This is a genomic window from Pseudoxanthomonas sp. LjRoot127 (genome assembly GCF_964253495.1).
In the GTDB taxonomy this organism is placed as follows: Bacteria; Pseudomonadota; Gammaproteobacteria; order Xanthomonadales; family Xanthomonadaceae; genus Pseudoxanthomonas_A.
The window spans coordinates 2,646,421-2,663,748 of record NZ_CAXUQR020000001.1 but is presented as its reverse complement, the minus strand read 5'-3'; the positions used below and the strand labels follow the sequence as shown (position 1 = coordinate 2,663,748).

Sequence of the window (17,328 nt, the reverse complement as noted above, 5' to 3'; positions counted from 1 at the left end):
CTCCGGGAATCAGAAGGCGACCTGCAGTCGCGAGAACACGGCCTTTTCGTCTTCGCGGTCCGCACCTGCGGCGGCTCCGCCCTCGAACTGCGTGTCCAGATAATTGACGACCAGCTTCAGGTTGCTGGTGAGGTACCAGTTGACGCCCAGCGTCCATGCCTTGGCGCGCCGCGCAGCGACCAGCGGATCGGCGAACAGCGGGAAGGCACGGTCGTCGATCTCCAGTTCGCCGTACCGCCCCACCAGTTCCCACGCACCCCAGCCACTGCCGGGACTGAACGGCTTCGAGGGCTTCACCACGCCGCGGTAGCTGGCGTCTTCACCGGTCAGCACCCAGCTCGCCGTCGCCTGCCAGGCGGTGTTCTCGAGATCCGCACGTGTGCCTGCCGCCGCGCCGCTGGTGACCAGCAGTTCCTGCTTCGAGGCGATGTATTCGGCCAGCAGGCCGAAACGGCCGCGATACAGATAGCCCTGCGGCGAAATGCGGCTGTGCTCGCCATCCGCGGCGACCGCGCTGCGGTAATTGAAGAACTGCGCCTGCCCCTGGGTGCGATAGCGCGGCAGGAAGTTGTTGCCCGTGCCCTGCTTGTCGCCGATGCTGCCGGCGATGCCGAAGCCCAGGCCGGACCAGGAACTGCTGGTGTTCTTGAACGGTTCGAAGAACAGCCGGCCCGCATACTCGAATTCTTCATCCGGATTGGTGGTCGCCGCATCGCGGCCATCCGGCGCACCGTTGTACACGCCCGCCACATAGGTCACGCGTCCTTCCGCGAACTCACCCTGCGCCTGGATGCCCAGGTCGCGGTTGGGCGCCAGTTCCGTGGGAAAACTGCGCTCGATCAGTCCGATCGCGCCGCCGGACTGCAACCGCTCCAGTCCGATGGGGCCTTTGACCTTGCCGGCGCGCAGCGTGAGTGCCGGATCCAGCTTCACATCGACGTACGCGTCGACGATCGTCGCGCTGTCGCCGGCGAACTCGGGCGTCAGCCGGAACGACACCAGCTTGCCGAGCGATCCCTCGATGGTGGGGCGGATACGGCGGAACAGGAAGGTGTCGTTCTGCGGCACCACGTCGTCGTCGAGGAAGAAGCGCGCGTCGCCCTGCACCAGGGCGCGCAGCTTGAACTCGTAGTCGCCATTGGCCGACTTCAGCGACGCGCCCTTGTCGTTCACCGCGACCACGGGAGCGTCCTTGGCCTTGGCCGCCGTTTCTTCCTGCTGCAGCTCTATGCGCCGCTCCAGGATGCGCAGGCGCTGATCCAGGTCGCCCAGCGTGGCCGGACTGGTTTCGCCTTCGGCCGCTGCCGCCGTCGGCGCATCGCCGACGCGGCGCTCCAGCGCTTCCAGGCGTTGCAGCAGGTCTTGCACCGTGGGCTGGTTCTGTGCGGATACGGGAAGCGCGAGCGAACAGGCCAATGCGCCCAGGATGGCGACGCCACTGCCTTTGCGCTTGCGTGGGCCCGAGTGTGTCCGCATGACCGCTGTTCCCCGTGTGAAGGCCCCGTCCTGGGCCGGAGAGGCGATGCTGCGGGCGCACATGCGGACAGGGAAATGACGAAACGGGGGTCGCTTATGCCGTACGCGCATGACGCAACAGGGCGTTTTGTGGCCGCGGGTAGAATGGCGCCTTCCCTTCCCAGCCCCGTGCCATGGCCAACCCACTCACTGCCCATTACGCCGCCACCCTCGATGACATCCGCGCCCAGGGCCTGTTCAAGTCGGAGCGGATCATCACCAGCCCGCAGTCCGCCGAAATCACCCTCGCCGACGGCCGCACGGTGCTGAATTTCTGCGCGAACAATTACCTGGGCCTGGCCGATCACCCGGACATCATTGCCGCGGCCAAGGACGCGCTGGACACGCACGGCTTCGGCATGGCCTCGGTGCGCTTCATCTGCGGTACGCAGGACCTGCACAAGCAGTTGGAGAAGACGATCGCCGACTTCTTCGGTACCGAGGACACCATCCTGTACGCCGCCTGCTTCGATGCCAACGGCGGCCTGTTCGAGCCGTTGCTGGGCGAGGACGACGCCATCATCTCCGACGCCCTGAACCATGCCTCGATCATCGACGGCGTGCGCCTGTGCAAGGCCAAGCGCTTCCGCTATGCGAACTGCGACATGACGGACCTGGAAGCGCAACTGCAGGCGGCCGATGCGGCCGGCTGCAAGACCAAGCTCATCACCACCGACGGCGTGTTCTCGATGGACGGCTTCATCGCCCCGCTGGACGAGATCACCGCGCTGGCGGAGAAGTACAACGCGCTGGTGCACATCGACGAATGCCACGCCACCGGCTTCCTCGGCGCCACCGGTCGCGGTTCGGCCGAAGTGAAGGGGGTGCTGGATCGCATCGACATCATCACCGGCACGCTGGGCAAGGCGATGGGCGGCGCGCTGGGCGGCTTCACCACCGCCCGCAAGGAAGTGATCGAGCTGCTGCGCCAGCGCTCACGCCCGTATCTGTTCTCCAACTCGCTGCCACCGCACGTGGTGGCTGCCGGCATCAAGGCGTTCGAAATGCTGTCCGCGGCCGGCCACCTTCGCGAACGGTTGAAGGAAAACACGCGCTACTTCCGCGAGAAGATGACGGCCGCCGGTTTCGACATCAAACCGGGAGTGCACCCGATCAGTCCGGTCATGCTGTACGACGCGCCGCTGGCGCAGCGTTTCGCCGAGCGCCTCCTGCAGGAAAGCATCTATGCGATCGGCTTCTTCTTTCCCGTGGTGCCGAAGGGTCAGGCGCGCATCCGCACGCAGATAAGCGCCGCGCACACGCGTGAACACCTGGACCGCGCGATCGACGCGTTCATCCGTATCGGCCGCGACCTGGACGTGCTGAACGCCTGATGCAGGGACCGGCGCGCCTTGCCAGGTCAGCGGGCGCGCTTCGCCGTACTGGCGGTCCTTGGCTTGGCCGGCGCGCCCTTCGCGACGCGGATGCCGCGTGCCTTCATCCACGCGTCGAATTCTTCCGCCGTCATGCTGCGCCCGTTCTGCTGCATGTCGAACCGGTGGCCGTGCGGGCCGGCCTTCACGGTGACCACGTCTTCCGGCGCATCCTTCCTGATCGCGGAGGACGAGGATGTCGACGCGCAGCCCGTCGACAGGCCGACGGCGAGCATCATGGCGCCGCACAGTGGCAGGCGCAGGTTCGAACGGTACATGGTGGGTTCCCCAGGATCAGCGTGAGCGAGTGTAGACAGGCGGACTGCGCCGAACCCGGACCGCCGTCGCGCAATCAGCGCCCGGTTGTCGGGGCGAGTGCATCCCGCTCATGCGCCTCGAGCGCGCGCCATGCGCCCTTGCCCAGTTCGCCCAGCACCACCGGTCCGATCGCGACACGCACCAGGCGCAATACCCCGACATCGAACGCGGCCAGCAGGCGACGGATCTGCCGGTTGCGTCCCTCGTCCAGGACGATCTCCAGCCACGCATTGCGCGCCCCGCTTCGCAGGATGCGAACGCCATGGGCGGACAGGGTTTCGCCGTCGACGCTTACGCCGTCCGTCAGGCCTTGCAGCAACGCGGCGTCTGGCAAACGATCGATCTGCACGTGGTACGTTTTGTCGGGACCGTGTGCCGGATCGGTGATGCGCGCCGCCCATTCGGGATCGTTGGTGAAAAGCAGCAGGCCCTCGCTGGCCTTGTCCAGCCTGCCCACGGGCGCGATCCATGGGAGGCGCGCGCCTTCCAGGCACTGGTAAACCGTGTCCCGTCCCTGTTCGTCACGCGCCGTGGTCACCAGGCCGCGGGGCTTGTTGAGCATCAGGTAAAGCCGCTCGGGTGCGGTACCGGCCTGTCCATCCACCCGGATCGCGGCACGGCCCGCGACCACCGGGAATTCCGGATCCCGCACGATGCGGCCATCGACCGACACCCTGCCCTCGACGATCCAGCGGGCGGCCTCGCTGCGCGAACACACCCCTTGCTTCGACAATGCGCGGGCGAGTCCGTGACGCGCGCCCTTCGCATCACTGACGCGCGCACGCACCCCGCCACGCGCGGTGTCGCGGAAAGGAGGCCTGCGCGTCGTCATGGTCCCGACAGCAGAACGGCCGGAAAACCGGCCGTTCGCGCATCAGTTCTTCTTGGCGGGCTCGGCGGGTGCAGGCGCAGGCGCGGCAGCCGGAGCACCGGGAGCCTTGACCACGCGCACGCCGCGCGACTTCATCCAGGCATCGAACTCGTCTGCGGTCATCCGCTTGCCGTTCTGGCTCATGTCGAACCGCCAAGGCGTATTGTCGTGCGCCGTCTTGGGCTGGTAGGCCGCCGGGCTGGCGGTGGCGGCCGCCGCAGAAGGCGCCGTAACGGCGGGCATCGCCTTGGCGACGTTGCGGCAGCCTTCGATACGCAGGCGCATCAGCACACGGTCAACCGACTGCGACTCGTCGAACGCATGCGACGCCAGCACGCCGGAGGGCGCACCCAGCTGCGTGGCGGCCGCGGTGAACTCCGGTGCCACCGGCGCGATCACTGTCGCGGGTGTCTTCAGCGGCGGCGGAACCAGACTCCCGGCGCAGTCCGGCGCGGCATATGCGACGGGCGTGACGGCGATGCACAACAGACTGGCAAGGACGTGGCGATGCATCGGCGAAGCTCCGTGACATTTTCTTGCGGGACGTGCCCGGAGTTTAGGCAGCGCCTCATGGCAAGGCAAGAAATTAACGGGCGTGCAGCGCATCTGATGCGGAAAGACGAAGCGCGATCACGCAATTCGCGCGCATCACGCCGAAAAAAACGAAGCCCGGCACAAGGCCGGGCTTCGCATGGTGCTGGAAGAGCGTCCGATCAGTTCTGGACGTTCAGTTCCGTACGACGGTTACGCTCGCTCTTGCAGCCCGGCAGGGTCTGCGCGGTCGGCTCGAGCGGACGGCTCTCGCCGTAACCGATCGGACCCACCAGACGCGAGGCGCTGACGCCGTTGCTGGTCAGGTAGTCGTACACGGTCTGCGAACGACGCTGCGACAGCGACTGGTTGTAGGCGTCCGCACCGCACAGGTCGGTGTGGCCGGCCACTTCGACGCGCAGGTCGGGGTAGCGCTTCAGGATCTCGGCGGCTTCGCTCAGGATCGCGATCGCGTCGGGACGCAGGGTCGACTTGTCGAAGTCGAAGTTCACGCCCTTCAGGTCGATCGAGACCTGCACCGGGCAGCCGTCCGGACCGATGGTCTGGCCAGCCTGCGAACCGGGGCACTTGTCGTCGCAGTTGTTGACGCCGTCACCGTCATCGTCCAGGTCGGCGCAGCTCGGAGCGGCCGGCGGCGGCGGCGGAGCAGCGGCTTCGGCCTTCGGGCCCAGCGGGATCACGACGCCGACCGAAGCCAGCACGTCACCGAACCAGCTCTCTTCCTGCTGGTGGATGCCACCTTCAGCGGTGTAGCTCTGGTCGTCGAAGTCGGCACGGTAGGCCACTTCCGCACGCACGGCGACGCGCTTGTCGAAGGTGCCCTGCAGACCGATACCCAGCTTGGCAGCCAGGTTGTTGTCGCGACGCTGCGCCGGCGAGGCCGGGCTGTTGATCACGTACTCTTCTTCCGAACGCTGCATGCCCAGGCCCGTCACGATGTACGGGTTCCAGCCGCGGCCTTCCTGGATGAAGTGGCGACGCAGATCGAGCGAGATACCGTACTGGCTCCAGTTCAGGTCTTCATTGAACTCGAAACCCGGGTTCTGGTAGTTCAGCTCGCCGTCGATCGACCAGTTGGGGCTGATGAACTTACCCAGGCCCAAGGTGCCGAACTGGGTATCGTCGGTACGACGATCCGAATCCTGCATGTTCTGACCCACCGAACCGGTCAGGTACCAACGGTCGTCGAATTCCTGCGCCATCGCAGTGTTCGCGAGGCTCAGGCCGCCGAGCAGCGCGGCGCAGAGAATCTTCTTGTTCATTTGCAGCTCCTTTCCATGTAAAAGTTCAGTGTTAGAAAAACCGAAGTGCTTTGCCAACAGCGGTTCTAGTTGTTATCCGAGGCGACAGACACCCGTCGCCTTGCTGAACAGATTATGCGGGGGTACGTGAAGACTGTGTTAACGGTACCATAACAAGTCGGGCAAGGTTAACACTCTTCAAGCGAAGTGGCGCAGATCTTCACGCTTGGCCTGTCAAAGGGGAGCCTTTCCCAGTGGTATCACGGGTTCGCAACGCACTGGTGCAGCGCAGACCCTTGGTACGGCCCCGGAAGGTGACGATCCTTCGTGCCATGAATGCCGCCTCCCCGCTTGCCCCCCTTCCCAGCCTCTTCCTGTCGCATGGCTCGCCGATGCTCGCGGTCGAGGATTCGCCGACGGGGCGGTTCCTGGACCATCTCGGCACGCGCTTGCCGCGGCCACGCGCGATCCTCGTGGCATCTGCGCATTTCGTCCACGCGCAACCTACGCTCACGGCCGCTCCGACGCCGGACACGATCCATGATTTCGGCGGTTTTCCGGAGGCGCTGTATCGCATCCAGTACCCGACCGCAGGCGCACCGGCGCTCGCGGACCAGATCGCGAACCACCTGCGCGACGCGGGTTTCGCCGCGCAGGTGGATCACCACCACGGCCTGGACCACGGCGTGTGGGTCCCGCTGCGGCGGATGTATCCCGATGCCGAGATCCCCGTCGTCGCGCTCTCCGTCAATCCGGCGCAGACCGCCGACTGGCATTACCGCATCGGGCTGGCGCTCGCGCCGTTTCGCGCGCAGGGCGTGCTGGTGGTAGGGTCCGGCGGGTTCTCGCATAACCTTCGTGCCCTCGTTTGGCAACACGCGCACGCAGCGCCCTACGATTGGGTCGCCGACTTCACCGAAGCGTTGCGCGACCGATTGCTGGCGGGAGACGTCGCGGGTGCGCTCGACTGGACCGCATTGCCGGAAGCACATCGCAACCATCCGACGACCGAACACCTCTTCCCGCTTTATGTAGCGCTAGGCGCCGGCGGGCTTGGCGCCGAGGGGCGGTTGCTCCATCGCGACGTGGAAATGGGTGGCCTGGCGCTGGACGCTTTCGCCTTCGACACCGCCTGACCCGCCCTAAAGACCGCGCTCCCATGGCGGGTGATCGCCGAACTGCTCGATCAGGAAGTCGGTGAAGGCCCGCACGCGCGGCGGTACGAGGCGACGTTGCGGCATCACGGCACTGATCGCAGTCGTAGCCAACGGGTAATCCGGCAACACCACTTCCAGCCGGCCGGCGCGCAGGTCGTCGGCGACGTGCCACAGCGAATGGATCACGACGCCCTCGCCCGCCAGCGAGGCATCGCGCAGTACCTCGCCGAAATTGCTTTCGAAGCGTCCCTGCACGCGCACGGCGACCTCGCCGCCCGCCGGCGTCCCCAGCCGCCATACGTCCTGGCGGCCACCGCTGCCGAACAGCAGCAGACAATCATGCCGGGCCAAGTCTTCAGGCGTGCGCGGTCGCCCGCGTCGGCGCAGATAGTCGGGCGAGGCGCACAGTACGCGCCGGTTCGGGGCGATGCGCCGGGCGACCAGGCGTGAATCGTCGAGCGCGCCGATGCGGATCGCAAGGTCGAAGCCCTCGCTGACCAGATCCACCACGTTGTCGCTCAGATGGATGCTGAGCCGCAGCTTCGGGTGCCGTGCGAGGAACGCCGGCAGCAGCGGCGAGACGTACTGGCGCCCGAACGAGGCGGAGGTCGTGACCCGCAGCGTGCCGGCTACTTCGCGTGCGGCTTCGCGCAGCCCCGTGCCCAGCGTCTCGAGCTCCTCCACCAGCACCCGCCCCTGCTCGGCCAGCGCGGCACCCTCCGGCGTCGGGTGCAGGCGTCGGGTTGTCCGGTGCAGTAGCCGCACCCCCAATTCCTTCTCCAGCCGCTTCAGTCGCTGGCTGGCCACCGCCACGGACAGATCCAGGCTGTGGGCGGCCGCGGTGATCGACCCGAGATCGAGCACGCGGAGGAACAGGGCCAGGTCGCCGACACGATCCATTATCAATATTCCATTGATAGTGATTCGGCATATTCACCGTTTCCCATCAGGAAGGGAAGGCGCAAGCTGCGCGCCTTGTTCCTTCCGGGCTTCCACCATGCCTTCCGCTCCCACGTCCTCCCGGCTTCCGCTGGGCCTGTATGCGCTCACCGCCGGCGCCTTCGGCATCGGCACCACCGAATTCGTCATCATGGGCCTGCTGATGCAGGTCGCCGCCGACCTGCAGGTCTCCATCGCTGCGGCGGGCCTGCTGATCTCCGGCTACGCGCTGGGCGTGTTCGTCGGCGCGCCCCTGCTGACGGCCGCCACCAACCGCATGCCGCGCAAGGCGGTGCTGGTCGCGCTGATGATCGTGTTCACCCTCGGCAACCTGGCCTGCGCACTCGCGCCGAACTACGAACTGCTGATGGCCGCTCGCGTGATCACCTCGCTGGCGCACGGCACGTTCTTCGGCGTCGGCGCGGTGGTCGCCACCGGCCTGGTCAGTGAAGACCGCAAGGCTTCGGCGATTTCCATCATGTTCACCGGCCTCACCGTCGCCACGTTGCTCGGCGTGCCGGCCGGCGCCTGGCTGGGCCTGGAATACGGCTGGCGCGCGACGTTCTGGGCCGTGACCGCCATCGGCGTGTTCGCCACCGTCATCATCGCCACGCTGGTGCCGGCGGACCGCAGCGCGCCCGCGCCGCTGTCGTTCCGCGACGAACTGCGCGTCGTCGGCCGCCCGCAGGTGCTGCTGGGCCTGTTGATGACGGTACTGGGCTCCGGCGGCATGTTCACCGTCTACACCTACATCCAGCCGCTGCTGACGCAGGTGACCGGCTTCGCCGATGCGGCCGTGTCGCCGATCCTGCTCGTGTTCGGCGTCGGCATGATCATCGGCAACCTGCTGGGCGGGCGCTTCGCCGATCGCCGTCTCGCCACCGCCCTGCTCGGCACGCTCGCGGCGCTCGCGTTGGTGATGGGTGTGATGAGCTTCGCCCTGCACAGCCGCTGGGCGATGATCGTCTTCACCGGCCTGCTGGGTGCCGCGGCATTCGCAACGGTGTCGCCGCTGCAGCTGTGGGTGCTGCAGAAGGCCAGCGATGCGCAGAGTCTGGCGTCCAGCCTCAACATCGGCGCCTTCAACCTCGGCAACGCGCTCGGCGCGTGGTTGGGCGGCGTGGTGATTTCGCAAGGGCTCGGCCTTTCCGCATTGCCGTGGGTCGCAGCACTGGTGCCGGCCTCCGCATTCGCGGTCGCGTTGTGGGCGCTTGCGCTGGAGCGCTGCCAGCGCTTCGCGCTCTCCGCCGATTGCGCCTGATCCTCCCTTCGTCGCATCGCCTCTTTAATCCGCGCGCCGCATCATCGCGGCACGTGTCCCGACTCCCCACGAGGAACCGCCATGAAAGCCATCGCACTCACCCGTTACCTGCCCATCGATGATCCGCAATCGCTGCTGGACGTCGAACTCGATACGCCCACCGCCACCGGCCACGACATCCTCGTGCGCGTGCAGGCCGTGTCGGTGAATCCGGTCGACACCAAGGTGCGCTCGCCCAAGCCGCAGGTCGAAGCGCAACCCAAGGTGCTGGGCTACGACGCCGCGGGCGTGGTCGAAGCGGTTGGCGAAGCCGTGACCCGCTTCAAGCCCGGCGACGCGGTCTACTACGCCGGCGACATCACCCGCCCCGGCAGCAACGCGCAATTCCAACTCGTCGACGAACGCATCGTCGGCCGCAAACCCGCATCGCTCGACTTCGCGCAAGCCGCCGCATTGCCGCTTACCACGATCACCGCATGGGAACTGCTGTTCGACCGCATGCCGTACGCCATCGACGGCGGCGGTGAAGGCAAGTCGCTGCTGGTCATCGCCGGTGCCGGCGGCGTGGGATCGATCGCGATCCAGTTGGCGAAGCGCGCCGGCTTCACCGTAATCGCGACGGCATCGCGCCAGGACACCATCGACTGGTGCAAGGCGCTGGGCGCCGACCACGTGGTCAATCATCGCGAAGCGCTGGGACCGCAGCTGAAGGCGTTGGGCTTCGACACGATCGATGCGGCGCTGAACCTGGCCGACACCGACCGCTACTGGACCGAGCTGGGCGAACTGCTCGCACCGCTCGGCCATGTCGGACTGATCGTGGAACCCAAGGGCGAACTGCGCATCGGCGACCCGTACAAGGCCAAGAGCATCGGCATCCACTGGGAGATGATGTTCGCCCGCCCGCGCTTCCGCACCGCCGACATGGGCGAACAGGGTGCCCTGCTGGACCGCGTCGCCGACCTGATCGATGCCGGCCAGTTGCGCGGCACGCTGACCGATACGCTGTCGCCGATCAGCGCGGCGAACCTGCGCGAGGCGCATCGCCGGCTGGAATCCGGCACCACCATTGGCAAGCTGGTGCTGGCCGGCTGGTAGGCCGGAGGAGCGACGCGCCGGCCGGCAGTCCGCCGGCGCTGGGTACCGACGCGCCGGGGACTTGCGCTATCGTGGCTGGCCGCCGCGCGCTGCTGCGCGATCCGCCCGCCCGTACGATTCCGCCATGCCCCTTTTCCCGGCGCCGCCGCGCCTGCCACATCACACTGCCGGCTTGACGCGGCGGGCCGCGCGGCCATGACGCAACCGCCCGCCCTGTTCCCGTTGCTGCCAAGCGGCCTGTTCGGTCCGCTGGCATCGGCAAACCGGGAGCATTACTGGCTGCTGCTGTGCCGCCTGTTCGACGAATTCTTCGGGCCGGACGCGCCCGTGCCGCCGAGCATGGGCTTCCAGCGCCGGGAGATCACCGCCGCACTCGAGCGCTACCTGCTGGCGGACGATCCCTGGGAAGACGAGGACGGCGACTCGCCCGACACCCCGTTGCCGGTGCGGGTCAACCACATCTACGACCGCTTCCGTAGCGCGGGCTGGCTGCGCCAGGACCGCATCGGTGCACGAGAGATGGTCACCATGCCGCCGGTCGTGCACCAGTTCCTTTCGCTGCTGGTGGAATTCGCGGAACACGGACCGACCTTCGTGTCGGCGAAGATGCGTTCGATCGAGCACCAGCTCCAGTTGGTGACGGACGGCAAGGCATCGGGCGATGCCCTGGACGAAGCCGCAGACCAGGCGCGGCGACTGCTGGTGTCGCTGTCGTCGATGAGCCTGCAGGTGCGCGACCTGATGCCGGAGCTGAGCAAGGCCGAATCCACTGCGCAGTTCGCGCGCCAGTGGTTCGAGCGCTATGTGAGCGAGTTCTTCATCGGCGACTACGCCGAACTGCACAAGGGCGACCATCCGCTGGCGCGGCGCAGCGCGATCCTGTCCATGGCGCAGCAGATCGAGACCGGCGAGCGCCGCGCGGCGCTGCTCGCGTGGTACCGCGAGCACGTGGGCGGCGGCGGCGGCGAGCGCGGCGGCCAGCGGTTCGCGCGCAGCCTGCGGCGCCTGCGCGAACTGGATCGCATCGACGAATACCTCGGACGGCTGGACGACGACATCCGCCAGGCGAACCGGCGTGCACTCGCCTTCCTCGACTATCGCCTGCGCGCACCCGACAAGCTGGACATCCTGCTGCGCCGTGCCTGTCGTGGCGTGCAGCATGCGCCGGAAAGCGCACTGCGACTGCCGGTGGCGCCAGGCGCGCTGATGGACGCGAGCCGCCTGCGCCCGCCGCGGCAGAAGCCGCAGCCCATCCCACGCAGCGCCAACGCCACGCAGCCGCCGACACCCGAGCAACTCGCGCGGCTCAACCTGCTGCGCCGGATGAAGCGCGCGCGCCTGGTCACCGCCGAGGACATGGCGCGCTATGTCGGCCCGCACCTGGAGACGACGGATGCCGTCGACTCCGGCGCGTTCTCCATCGCCAGCATCGAAGACCTGCGCGCCTACCAGACCCTGCTCACGCTCGCGTTGCGCAGTCATCGCGCCGGCGGCCTGCGACGCGAGGATCCACTGGGCCGACTGCTGCGCGGGTATCGCGTCGAACTGCTCGATGCCGGCGGCCACGACGACAACGGCTATCTGCGCGCGCCACGCTTCGTCGTGCGCCGCATCGGTACGCCCTCACGGAAAACCGCATGAAACGCAGCTGGAATACGCTCAGCCAACTCTCCAACGGCGTCTACGCCGTGCAGGACTTCGAACGCGCCGCCTACCGCCTGGTGGTGGAGCAGGTGCTGTACGCGAGCGACCGCAATACGCGCCTGGCGTACCACCTGGTGGAAGACCACTTCGACGACTTCATCGCCGCGCTCGCCCCGCTCGGCATCCGCCTGGAGCGCAATGCCCACTACCGCTACGTGGTGGCGTTGCCCGCGCATGCCGAGGGCGTTCCGGTGACGCTGGGCGAAACGCTCTTGCTGCTGGTCCTGCGGCAGCGCTATGACGAAGCAATGAGACAAGGCATGGTGGAGGACGAAGGTGTCGTCACCGTCGAACTGCCCGAGTTGCAGGAGGCCTACCAGGCACTGGCCGGGCGGCCGATGCCCGATGTCGGCACACTGCGCGAACTCGCCCGCACCCTGCGACGCTGGGGCACGTGCCGGCTGGTCGAGTCGGAACCGGACGATCCCCAGCCATTCCACCTGCACGTGCGCCCCGCCATCGTGGAGATCGTCGGCGAACAGTGGCTGCAACGGCTGGACCAGCACAACCGCGACGACGACGCCGGCGGCGCGGACAACGACGACGTCACGGAGGACGGCGATGCAGCAGCTTGAGCGCGTGCACCTGGTGCAGTTCTTCCTGTTCGAGGCACAGACCCTCGAACTGGACGCCACCACCGCCATCATCGCGCCCAATGGCGCCGGCAAGAGCGCCTTGCTCGATGCGCTGCAGATCGTGCTGCTGGGCGGCGACCGCAGCCGCATCCGGTTCAACGCGCAGGCCGGCGGCAGCCATCGTGCGCGCACCATCCGCGACTACTGCCTGGGCGTGTTCCGCAGCGGCGACGACGGACGCAAGCGGCGCACCGCCACCACCTACATCTCGCTGGTGTTCCGCGATACCGACACCGGCGACCTGCTGACCGCCGGCATCGCACTCGGCGCATCGGTCGACGAGCCCGACCATCGGCTGCACGGGCTGTACCTGCTGCCGGGCGTGGCGCTCGAGCTCGCCGACCATGTAGAACAGGTCAAGGGCAAGGAACTGCCGCTGGCCTGGCCGACCTTCCGCGAGATGGCCGTGCGCCGCTGCAAGGCGGCCGGCGGTGCGCCCGAACTGCACACCGTGGCCGAGCGCTTCGTGAAGGACCTGCTGCTGCGCCTGCGCGCCTCGCCCACCGCGAACCCCGACATCAACGCCTACCGCAAGGCATTCCTCAACGCCCTCAACCTGCAACGTGTGGAGGACGTGGACCTGTTCGTGCGCACGCTGGTAGCCGAGGACAGGCCCACCGACATCGCCCGCTTCCGTGCCTTGCTGGAGAGCTTCCGCCAGATCCGCGACCGCATCGCACAGGTGCGCCAGCGCATCGAAGCGGCCGAAGGCGTCGAGCGGCAGTACGACCGCATCGCCACCCAGGCCGTGCGGGCCGCGTCCTACCGCGCTTTGGCCGCCGAATACGCGCGGGAGCTGTACCGCGAACAGCTGGATCAGGCCGAAGGCGCCGTGACCCGTGCGGAAAACGGCCTCGCCGATACCCGCCGCCACCTGATCGACACGCGCGCCGAACGCGACATGCTGCGCGATGAACAAGCACGTGCCACCGCCCGCCTGCAGGGGAGCAGCGGGTATGGCGAACAGGCGCAACTCGACGAACTGGCCGAGCGCGATCGCGAGCGCCTGGCACAGGTGATCCGCGAGCTGCAACGCGATATCGGTTTCGTCCGCGATACCTTCCGCCAACTCGATGCGCTCGCGCTCGACGGCATCGAGGCCGGTGCCGTGGACGCGGCGCGCGCGGAGTGGGACACATGGCATGCCGCGCTGGCGTCGCTGGCAGACGGGGAGGCGCTGCCTTGGACGCCGGAGGACCTGTTCGCGCACGCACGCCAGGCGCTGAGCAGGTCCGCGCCCCTGCGCGAGCAGGTCGACCAGCACGCCCGTCACCTGCACGCCGCGTACGACAAGGCGCGCGACGCGCTGCTGGCCGCGCGGCAGAACCAGAAGCGCCTGGCCGCCGGACAGGCGGAACTGCATGCCGATACCGTGCGGCTGATGAGCTACCTGCGCGAGGCGGGCATCGATGCGCGCCCCGTCTGCGACCTGGTGCGCGTCGCGGATCCCGCATGGCAGCCCGCCATCGAAGCCTATCTGCGCAGCAACGTGGAGGCGCTGCTGATTCCCGCCGCCGACGAAGAACGCGCGGTCAAGCTGTATCGCGGCCTGTCCGGCGGGCGTTCGGTCTACGGCGTGAAACTGGCGCTGTCCAGCCAGGCGCGCGAGTTGCGCGGGCGGGACGCTGCGGTCGGCAGCGTCGCCGCGCTGCTGGAAGGCGTCAACGACGATGCCCTGGCGTTCCTGCGCAGGCAGCTGGGCGAGCTGCGCTGCGTGGACACCGAAGCCGAGCTGGTGCGCAGCCGCCAGGGCCTGACCCGCGACGGCCTGCTGGCGCGCGGCGGCAGCATCGAGCGGTTGCGCCTGCCTGCCGCCGGCGAGCTTCGCATCGGCGCGTCCGACAACCGCGCCCGTTTGCGCGTGCTGCACGAAGAAATCGAGAAAGCCGAACGCGAGGTCCGCGAGATCGAGCCGCACCTGCGCCGCGCCGATGAATGCCAGCGCAGCCTGGCGCGGCTGGCCGACGCCGATGCGGTCGCACAGGCGCTGCACGAGCGCGCGGTGGAACATCGCCAGGTCGCGGGACGCTATCGCGCTGCGCAGCAAAGCCGCCTCGCCGCGCTGGATCCCGACCTGCTCCGCCTGTCCGATGCCGTGCGCGCACTCGCCACGCAACTCGGCGAGTGCGAGGCGCGTACCGATGCCCTGGTCGGGCAGGAAGCGGTCGCCGTGGCCGATCTGGACCGCAGTCGCCGCCTGCTCGCCGGTCTGCGCGAACAGGAGGAACGAGTCGCGCGTCGCGCCGTCGATGCCTTCGGGGATCCCGACGTCGATCCCAACCTGATCGAGCGGCATCGCGACGAACTGGATGCCAAGGTCGAGACCCTGGAAGAACGTAGCGCCACCTGCGAGCGGCGTGCCGACGAGAGCGACCGACAGCTCGCCAAGCTGCTGCCGGAGGCCTGGAGCACGCTGGCCCAGTACGCGCGCGACCATCAGCTGGACGTCGATTTCGACGCCAGTGCGTGGCGACCGGCGCTGGCGTTGCTCCAGCGCGAACTGGCCCAGCTGCGCGACACCGACCTGGTGCGCTACGAAGGCGAGGCGCGCCAGGCCTATGACACCGCCGTGGACACCTTCCGCGCCGGCGTAGCGGCGGCGCTGAACGACAACTTCATCCGCCTGCGCCAGCAGATCGCCACACTCAACCGGACGTTGCGCAGCAGCCCGCCGTTCTCCAACAACGAGCGCTACCAGTTCCACTACGAGGTGGTGCCGGAGTTCCGCGAACTGGAGCGCTTCATCAAGCGCGCCGTGGAGATCGGCGGTGAAGACACCCTGTTCGGCACGGCCGGCGAGGTGCCGGCGGCGTTCCGGGAGCTGATCGAGGACGGCGCTGCCGCACGGACTGCCACCTCCCCGCTGGACGACTACCGCCGCTTCTTCCGCTTCGAAGTGCAGATCCGCCAGGACGACGCCGTGATCGGCACGCTCAGCGAGCGCATGCGGTCCGGTTCCGGCGGCGAGCACCGCGCGCCGCTGTACGTGATCGCCGGTGCTGCGCTGGCGGCGGCCTACGGCAAGAGCGAGGCGCATCCGGGCGGCCTCGGGTTGATCCTGCTGGACGAGTTCGGCGACAAGATCGACGCGCAGAATGCACGCGCCACCACCAACTACCTGCGCTCGCTGGGGTTGCAGCTGGTGCTGGCCGCACCCGACACGGCGCAGGGCACGCTGAGCGGCGTGCTCGACAGCTACATCGAACTGTTCCGCGATGGCGACCTGCTGCAGGCCGAGCGCATCGAGGTGCAGGCCGCCGCGCGCGCACTCCTGCTGTCCGACCAGTTCGACCTGCATCCGGAGCTGCTGGCCGAGGAAACCGCCCGCATCGAAAGGCAGCAGGCGCCGGCGTGAGCGACGCCCGGCGCGTGCTGGAGCGGCTGCTGCGCAAGGGCGAACGCGCCCGGCTGCGCGGCGATGCCTCCCCCGCATCGCTGCCGATGACCGAAGCCAGCGCGCGCGACTATGCGTCGCTGCGCACGCTGGCCGAACGCGAGAGCTTCCACGCGCAGGTCGCCATCGCCGAACGCGCCGGCGCGGTCAAGGTCGAGCGCGACCGGCATCGCGGCGACGGTGAGCGCCTGCTGCGGCTCACCGTGATCGACCTCGAGGTACTGGCCGACCACCTGGGCGTGCCCTTGCTGGACGCCCGCGTGCGCGAAGCCGCCGGGGCGCTGTCGGCGTGGTTGACGGACTTCCCGGTGCTGAATGACGTGCTGGCGGCGTGGCGGGCCGACCGCAAGGTGCGCGGCCACGGTCCGGAGGCGGCACTCGACCTCGCCGACGCCGCGCTGGCAGTGCGCGCCCGCCTCACCGACGAGGCCCATGAACGCATCCTCCGCCGCGAGAGCGCACGCCTGTTCGCAGGGCGTGCGCAGGCGAGCAAGCGGCTCGAACAGCTCACCCCGTGGCTGGACCTGCTGGGTAGCGGTCAGCTGGCTGCCGATGGTCCCCTCGAGAAGGAACACGTCTGGGCCTCGCTGGGCCTTCGCCGCGAGCCGCAGCCGCTGCTGGTCGCCGGTACCGGCACGCTGCTGCTGGACAGCGACGTGGAACTGCCGCTCGCCACGACCTTCCTCGGCGTTCCGCTAGACGCCGTGCGGGGCGTGCGGACCGATGCCGCATGCGTGCTGAGCGTGGAGAACCTGGCCAGCTTCCACGACACCGCACGTACGGCAGGCGTAGAGCGCGCGCTGGTGGTCTACACCGGCGGCATGCCGTCTCCGGCCTGGCGGCGCGCTTATGCCCGACTGCTGAGTTCGCTGCCCCCGGACATTCCGGTGTGGCACTGGGGAGACATTGACGAGGGCGGCTTCCGCATCGCTGCCGTCCTCGCGGATACCGTCGCCGCGAGCGGCCATCGGTTGCGGCCATGGCTGATGACGCCTGCGGACATCCTGCCGATCTCCGTGCACGACGTGTCGGTACCTGCACCCGATCTGCTGCAGGCCATGTGCCGATGGGCTGGACGTGCTGGCTGGGCGGGCGTCGCTGACGCGCTGCGCGCGCAGCCTCTGTGCATCGAGCAGGAAGCCCTGCCCGCCCGCCTGCCTCCCACAGACCTCGCCGCGCGATGATGGCCTCCACTGTCCCGACCGCGCTTGCGTGCCCCGGTGTTTCACGGCATCGTGCGCCCACCCATACGCCCGCGTATCCACTGCCC

Annotated in this window: 14 protein-coding genes; 8 read left to right on the top strand and 6 right to left on the bottom strand. The window is 68.3% G+C overall.

What is annotated here, in order from left to right; genetic code table 11:
• Positions 1-9 precede the first annotated feature (9 nt).
• Positions 10-1,476: an OprO/OprP family phosphate-selective porin gene (locus tag ACSQ19_RS12350; RefSeq protein WP_435997295.1), complete on the bottom strand. Its 1,467-nt coding sequence runs from the start codon at positions 1,474-1,476 to the stop codon at positions 10-12.
• A gap of 173 nt (positions 1,477-1,649) precedes the next feature.
• Between ACSQ19_RS12350 and kbl the strand changes: the two genes are divergently transcribed.
• Positions 1,650-2,849, top strand: a complete 1,200-nt coding sequence (gene kbl, locus ACSQ19_RS12345) for a glycine C-acetyltransferase (protein ID WP_435997293.1) — start codon at positions 1,650-1,652, stop codon at positions 2,847-2,849.
• 26 nt (positions 2,850-2,875) lie between these two features.
• Here the strand turns inward: kbl and ACSQ19_RS12340 are convergent, their stop codons facing one another.
• The 4 genes from ACSQ19_RS12340 to ACSQ19_RS12325 all read right to left on the bottom strand — a co-directional run bounded on the left by ACSQ19_RS12340 (position 2,876) and on the right by ACSQ19_RS12325 (position 5,891).
• Complete coding sequence (locus tag ACSQ19_RS12340) at positions 2,876-3,166, bottom strand: hypothetical protein (protein WP_435997291.1); 291 nt, start codon at positions 3,164-3,166, stop codon at positions 2,876-2,878.
• 74 nt (positions 3,167-3,240) lie between these two features.
• The gene (locus ACSQ19_RS12335) at positions 3,241-4,038 is read right to left on the bottom strand and encodes a pseudouridine synthase (RefSeq protein ID WP_435997289.1); all 798 of its coding nucleotides are present in this window, start codon (positions 4,036-4,038) and stop codon (positions 3,241-3,243) included.
• 42 nt (positions 4,039-4,080) lie between these two features.
• Positions 4,081-4,590, bottom strand: a complete 510-nt coding sequence (locus ACSQ19_RS12330; RefSeq protein WP_435997287.1) for a hypothetical protein — start codon at positions 4,588-4,590, stop codon at positions 4,081-4,083.
• 200 nt (positions 4,591-4,790) lie between these two features.
• Positions 4,791-5,891, bottom strand: coding sequence for an OmpA family protein (locus ACSQ19_RS12325; protein WP_296279057.1), 1,101 nt, complete (start codon positions 5,889-5,891; stop codon positions 4,791-4,793).
• 311 nt (positions 5,892-6,202) lie between these two features.
• Between ACSQ19_RS12325 and ACSQ19_RS12320 the strand changes: the two genes are divergently transcribed.
• Positions 6,203-7,006 carry a DODA-type extradiol aromatic ring-opening family dioxygenase gene (locus tag ACSQ19_RS12320; RefSeq protein WP_435997284.1) on the top strand — a complete coding sequence of 268 codons (804 nt, stop codon included), beginning with the start codon at positions 6,203-6,205 and terminating at the stop codon, positions 7,004-7,006.
• 6 nt (positions 7,007-7,012) lie between these two features.
• Here the strand turns inward: ACSQ19_RS12320 and ACSQ19_RS12315 are convergent, their stop codons facing one another.
• Entirely contained in the window at positions 7,013-7,927 is a 915-nt protein-coding gene (locus ACSQ19_RS12315; RefSeq protein WP_296279055.1) for a LysR family transcriptional regulator, read from the bottom strand.
• Between the two features lie 97 nt (positions 7,928-8,024).
• Between ACSQ19_RS12315 and ACSQ19_RS12310 the strand changes: the two genes are divergently transcribed.
• The 6 genes from ACSQ19_RS12310 (at position 8,025) to ACSQ19_RS12285 (ending at position 17,242) form a co-directional block, all read left to right on the top strand.
• Entirely contained in the window at positions 8,025-9,227 is a 1,203-nt protein-coding gene (locus ACSQ19_RS12310; RefSeq protein ID WP_435997282.1) for an MFS transporter, read from the top strand.
• An 81-nt stretch (positions 9,228-9,308) separates the two neighbouring features.
• Positions 9,309-10,325 (top strand): zinc-binding alcohol dehydrogenase family protein, encoded by a 1,017-nt coding sequence (locus tag ACSQ19_RS12305; protein WP_435997280.1) that lies wholly within the window; start codon positions 9,309-9,311, stop codon positions 10,323-10,325.
• 195 nt (positions 10,326-10,520) lie between these two features.
• Entirely contained in the window at positions 10,521-11,966 is a 1,446-nt protein-coding gene (locus ACSQ19_RS12300) for a Wadjet anti-phage system protein JetA family protein (protein WP_435997278.1), read from the top strand.
• A complete protein-coding gene (locus ACSQ19_RS12295) occupies positions 11,963-12,604 on the top strand; it encodes a DUF4194 domain-containing protein (RefSeq protein WP_296279051.1) in 642 nt (213 codons plus the stop codon). The genes ACSQ19_RS12300 and ACSQ19_RS12295 overlap by 4 nt, the downstream gene beginning before the upstream one ends.
• A complete protein-coding gene (locus ACSQ19_RS12290) occupies positions 12,591-16,019 on the top strand; it encodes an SbcC/MukB-like Walker B domain-containing protein (protein WP_435997275.1) in 3,429 nt (1,142 codons plus the stop codon). The genes ACSQ19_RS12295 and ACSQ19_RS12290 overlap by 14 nt, the downstream gene beginning before the upstream one ends.
• The gene (locus ACSQ19_RS12285; protein ID WP_296279049.1) at positions 16,016-17,242 is read left to right on the top strand and encodes a Wadjet anti-phage system protein JetD domain-containing protein; all 1,227 of its coding nucleotides are present in this window, start codon (positions 16,016-16,018) and stop codon (positions 17,240-17,242) included. The genes ACSQ19_RS12290 and ACSQ19_RS12285 overlap by 4 nt, the downstream gene beginning before the upstream one ends.
• Positions 17,243-17,328: the final 86 nt, after the last annotated feature.

Coding starts and splice junctions, on each gene's coding strand:
- ACSQ19_RS12310 (WP_435997282.1), top strand. CDS start 8,025: ATGCCTTCCGCTCCCACGTCCTCCCGGCTTCCGCTGGGCCTGTATGCG.
- ACSQ19_RS12330 (WP_435997287.1), bottom strand. CDS start 4,590: ATGCATCGCCACGTCCTTGCCAGTCTGTTGTGCATCGCCGTCACGCCC.
- ACSQ19_RS12290 (WP_435997275.1), top strand. CDS start 12,591: ATGCAGCAGCTTGAGCGCGTGCACCTGGTGCAGTTCTTCCTGTTCGAG.
- ACSQ19_RS12325 (WP_296279057.1), bottom strand. CDS start 5,891: ATGAACAAGAAGATTCTCTGCGCCGCGCTGCTCGGCGGCCTGAGCCTC.
- ACSQ19_RS12300 (WP_435997278.1), top strand. CDS start 10,521: ATGACGCAACCGCCCGCCCTGTTCCCGTTGCTGCCAAGCGGCCTGTTC.
- ACSQ19_RS12315 (WP_296279055.1), bottom strand. CDS start 7,927: ATGGATCGTGTCGGCGACCTGGCCCTGTTCCTCCGCGTGCTCGATCTC.
- kbl (WP_435997293.1), top strand. CDS start 1,650: ATGGCCAACCCACTCACTGCCCATTACGCCGCCACCCTCGATGACATC.
- ACSQ19_RS12295 (WP_296279051.1), top strand. CDS start 11,963: ATGAAACGCAGCTGGAATACGCTCAGCCAACTCTCCAACGGCGTCTAC.
- ACSQ19_RS12305 (WP_435997280.1), top strand. CDS start 9,309: ATGAAAGCCATCGCACTCACCCGTTACCTGCCCATCGATGATCCGCAA.
- ACSQ19_RS12350 (WP_435997295.1), bottom strand. CDS start 1,476: ATGCGGACACACTCGGGCCCACGCAAGCGCAAAGGCAGTGGCGTCGCC.
- ACSQ19_RS12320 (WP_435997284.1), top strand. CDS start 6,203: ATGAATGCCGCCTCCCCGCTTGCCCCCCTTCCCAGCCTCTTCCTGTCG.
- ACSQ19_RS12335 (WP_435997289.1), bottom strand. CDS start 4,038: ATGACGACGCGCAGGCCTCCTTTCCGCGACACCGCGCGTGGCGGGGTG.
- ACSQ19_RS12340 (WP_435997291.1), bottom strand. CDS start 3,166: ATGTACCGTTCGAACCTGCGCCTGCCACTGTGCGGCGCCATGATGCTC.